2 protein-coding genes are annotated in these 4,555 nt (G+C 39.9%); both read right to left on the bottom strand.

What is annotated here, in order from left to right:
• Window positions 1-473 precede the first annotated feature (473 nt).
• Entirely contained in the window at window positions 474-2,075 is a 1,602-nt protein-coding gene (locus tag H5163_RS20890; RefSeq protein ID WP_182735877.1) for a hypothetical protein, read from the bottom strand.
• Between the two features lie 239 nt (window positions 2,076-2,314).
• A complete protein-coding gene (locus tag H5163_RS20885) occupies window positions 2,315-4,471 on the bottom strand; it encodes a YjbH domain-containing protein (protein ID WP_182735876.1) in 2,157 nt (718 codons plus the stop codon).
• Between the last annotated feature and the right edge of the window lie 84 nt (window positions 4,472-4,555).

Below are 4,555 nucleotides of genomic sequence, written 5' to 3'. Positions count from 1 at the left end.
GTTTTAGGTTTTAGGTTTTAGGTTTTAGGTTTTAGGTTTTAGGTTTTAGATGTTAGGTAGAGATTAAACCAAGCACAGTGTTAGGGTTAAGAGTAGGCGGGGCTTTATGCCGCGCGGTTTATAAAACTCATGGCTAAAGCCATTTCCTACAGTGGGTAAATTTATCGTAGGAGCCGGCTTTAGCCGCGAAAGATTTTAATTGATTTATTCATAAAGGTGTTAATGAATACGCGTCAGCAAGCTTAACGCCTACGGTGTTAAATTGTATTCTGGTGTTTAATTACGTGTAGGCGAGTGGCTTGCCACCGCGAAAAGGTCAAAGGTGGGTGTTAGGTGTTAGGTTTTAGGCCTGCAGCCCGAAGCCCGTGCCCCGAAGCCCGCTGCCCATACCCCGTTGATCAGGTAACCCAAAACGAAAAAAAGCCGCATAAATGCGGCTTTTAGGCTTAATCCCTAATAGGAACTAACAAAAATTAACCGTTACCGCCAGTACCACCAGTACCACCGGTAGATGTTGGACATGTAAACTGGAATGCTTGAGTTAACGCGTCAGCATTAGCACCTTCAATTGTAAATGTGTTCGCACCTTCAACAGGTAAACCACGGAAGTTAACAGTAACATCGTAGTTTTCACCTTCACGTAGGTTAGTTAACTGGAAGTTACCATTCGCATCTTTAATTGCAGCTCTTGCAGCTTTGCCAGCACGTTTAAATGAAACAGTTGAATTAGTAACATTCACCGCTACATCAGCATCGTTAGAACAAGCACCTGTAAGAGTTAATTCTTTATTAACTAAAGTAAATGGTGCTACAGGAGTTACAGCAACAGTGCCACAAACACCAACTTCTGTTTGTGAGTCAAACCATGTTCCACCTTCACGGTCAAAAAGTCTAACTCGAGCAGTTGCGCCATCATATACACCGAAGGCCGTTGCTAACGCAGCTGGCACAACAGTCTTTGAAGTTGCACCACCACGGATGAAGTTAAACGCATATGCATCTGATGAGTCTGCTAGTACAAATAACCCACCTGCAGGAATAGTACCTGAAGTAACGTTTACAGAAAAACCGTCAGTACAAGTGTTAGCATTGCGGTTAACAGAGAACCACGTTAAGTGGTCTGTTTCAAAGCTTACTGTACCTGCACCTTGTGTAACTGCAAAGTCATCTGCAGACCATAGGCCTGTTTCTTCATCGAACGACTTAACAGTAAGTGTTTCGCCAGCAGCTAAATCTGTAGGTGCTGCTAGTGTTACTTTTAATGTGTCACCAGCAAACTTCTTAACTTTAGTGTCACCCACTAATAAGTTTACATCAGCAACCGAAACTGGCACTAAAACATTTGCGCTAGTGTTATCAGCATTTAGACCTTCAGGGATCACTGATGATTTAGTTGAAGATGCAGGATCTGTACCTACAACACTCAATGATACTGAATCACCAGTTACAGCTTCGCCTGCAGCATTTTGAAGCGTAATACCAGTTGGTAAGGTTGCAGTAGCTAAAGAAGCACCTGAATCACCTGAAACTACAGCATCAGCAATGATTGGAGCCGTGGTTGTTGAACCGCTAATATCAGTAGAAGCTTTTACAACGCTTGCAAGGCCAGCAGTACTTGTTGAGGTCAATTGGAACTGTGCTGGTAATACAGATAGTTCGTCTTCGTTAGATAAGTCAACTTTGAAAGATCTGGTAATAAAGCCTTCAGCAGAAACAACTGCCGTCACACTTGATAACTCAGAGCCACTCTTAACAGTAACAATAAAGCCACCATCTTCAGTAGTCGTTGCAGTCTGAACCGCGTTGCCATCTACATCAACAATGTTAGTTGATGGCGCGCCATTTTCCACAAATCTTACTGTTGCATCTGCAATTGCATCTGAGTCGCTATTAACTACAGATACATTAACTATGAAGTTAAGTTCAGCTGGTGTTTGAGGTGGAACAACCACTACTGGATCAGGTCCTGGTCCAGGTGGTGTGTAATCATTACCATCGTCATCACTAAAACAACCAGTTAGAGCAAATGCAGAAGCTACAGACAATGCCAATAGCGATTTTTTGTTAGTAAACATAGGGAGTCCTTTTATTCCTTTATAATAAACAATCAATAAACTAAGGTTTTTTATACTCGTTACAATATTAGCGTTTACTTTAGGAAAGTATAGCCATAACGCAACAAGAATGAGCAAAAAAACAACATTTTTTACTTTTTGTCAAAAATAGAGCTAATCGCTCTATAGTAATTAATCAGTTCGTTACATAATATAGACTAACTACATATTTGTACAATAGTTAGTCTAATAAAAATTTGTTACCGATATTTTAAATACACTTCTTTTAACCTTGGTAAATGTTTATAAACATAATCACTCGATAAGCGACCTTGGTTAAAGAATGTTTTATCTAAGCCAACTATTGAACTTGGTGCGTATAACTGGTTAAAAACCAATTGATTACGCGACTTACCTACTTGCGTACCAATATTATGGCGGTAAGCCTCATTACCTTTAACTTGGCCAAAACGAGTAACCGACATATCTTTACGCGGTGATAACGGTATGCTTATCGCAGCACCGGCTCTTTGCGCACTTGAGTCTTCAAAGAATACAGCTAAGTAGCTATCACCAAACCAAAAACGTGATTCTAGCTTGTAACCACTATCTTCATACCAAAAATCACCAGCTTGGGCATGCAAAGTAATATCTTGCTCTACCCAATTATATTGATAATTAAACATTTGGTAACTGCGGCTGCCGCGGTAATCCTGATACTGAAAAGAGCCAAATTTAAAGCTCACTTTATGCCTACCAGCATCACTTAGCCAAGCTGTTTCATTACTAATACCGCGGTAGTCATAAAAGTCTTTGATATAGCCAACTTGGGTTTGGTTGTAAAAACCAAACGGTAGTTCAAAAGTTTGATAGAACAAAGCGCGATCAAACTGGGTTTCTTTACGGTAATTTTTAAACGGCTTATTTTCAGCGTAATCATCACTATTAGCAACATTTACTTGGCCGCCTAAAATAATGCCGCCGCCTTGCCATAAAGGCACCTCTAAATCGGCTCTAATGGCGGCTGAGTAATCAAATACACCTAACTCTGTTGCATAGGTATTACTTATGGTTGGCGCTATAGTTAAACGTGGTTTAAAATATGGCGAACTAGCATCTGTAGTTCCTACCCAAACCAAACCATTTGGCTCAAGAGCAGCCCCTTGGGTAATTAATAAATCAGGCGAAATATTGTTAACAATATATTCTTTGTAATTATCAACGGTACCAACAACATTAAGTAATGCTAAATCATATTTGTTTAGTTGCACGCTAAATTCAACACCCTCTAGTGTTATTAACTCAGCAACACGCCCTAATACCAATCCTAATGCATCAATATCGTTACGGTTAAAAATTGAGTTTTCAAATTTAACAAACAACTGATTATTATTGTTAAAAGCAACACTAACATTTTCAAAGCCATCTTCCACCAATGCTAGCTTCAAGTTAACAGATTGAGAATTCAACTGACTTAATTCAGCTTGTTGCTCTGTATTATTTGTAATCTTTGCAGTAGTGCGCGCTTCTGGCTTAACTGTAGGTAAAGTGTAATCATTTGGCGTTTGTATTTTTACAGCATCAGGGTTTATAGATGCTGCACTTTTAGTCGCAACAGGTACATTAGCAGTATTATTTTGCACATTCGGTGCAGCTTTAACTGGCTGTTGGTAACCTAACTCATCACTTAGTGGTAAGGTAAAGTTGATACCCCAATAATTACTGGTATCTTCAGATAATTCAGTATTGCTATAAAAACGGCTGGTTAAGGTGATTTCACCAATACCATATAACCATTCTTTAGGAATAGTTAGTCGCGCAGCGGCATTAACAGCCTCAGAGTCGTATTCAGTGAGTACACTAAACCACTTGAACGGTTGCCATTCAATACCAGCAAAGGCCCCATCCATCTGGCCCGTTTTACGATCGCTTGAGCCAACACCTGCACTAAATCTAAAATCCCACAGCTCTTTTGAAGCAACAGCATAAATTGTTTTATAGTTATTTGCCGCGCCACCCAAATCCTTCATACCAATAGCAACACTCAACCAGTCTTTTGGTATGTAAGGTATTTGGTATTTAGCATTAAAAGATAAATCACGAGTTTGGCCTCTGCCCTCAGAATAAAATAAATTATCATGGATAGAGTTAGATGCAACTTGGCCACTAACTTCAAGGCCTGAAAACAAACCGGCAGAAAGGATGAAGTTATGGCCATCAATATACTCTCGACCAAGAAAGTCAAGTTGGTTGTTATAACCAACATCGACCACGCCAGAATCCATTACTTCTGCATTAGGAGTGTTAATCAACCCCGTATAACCTGCGAAAGACTGGAAGTGTTTTACCTCATCAGCGGCAACAGGTAAGCTCAATGCAGCTGCACAGCTTAAAAACAACATATTCAATTTAGGCATGGTGTGATCCGAGTCCGAGTTAGTATTATTAAATCCATCAATTCCTAGGTTCTAGGTTCTAGGTTCTAGGTTCTAGGTTCTAGG

It is taken from the genome of Pseudoalteromonas sp. SG44-8, assembly GCF_014164125.1.
Lineage (GTDB): Bacteria > Pseudomonadota > Gammaproteobacteria > Enterobacterales > Alteromonadaceae > Pseudoalteromonas > Pseudoalteromonas rhizosphaerae.
The sequence above is the reverse complement of the archived record's forward strand: the minus strand, read 5'-3'. Positions and strand labels throughout refer to the sequence as shown.

What these genes read in the sequence shown, in the direction of transcription:
- H5163_RS20890 (WP_182735877.1), bottom strand. Translation starts at nt 2,075, where the DNA reads ATGTTTACTAACAAAAAATCGCTATTGGCATTGTCTGTAGCTTCTGCA.
- H5163_RS20885 (WP_182735876.1), bottom strand. Translation starts at nt 4,471, where the DNA reads ATGCCTAAATTGAATATGTTGTTTTTAAGCTGTGCAGCTGCATTGAGC.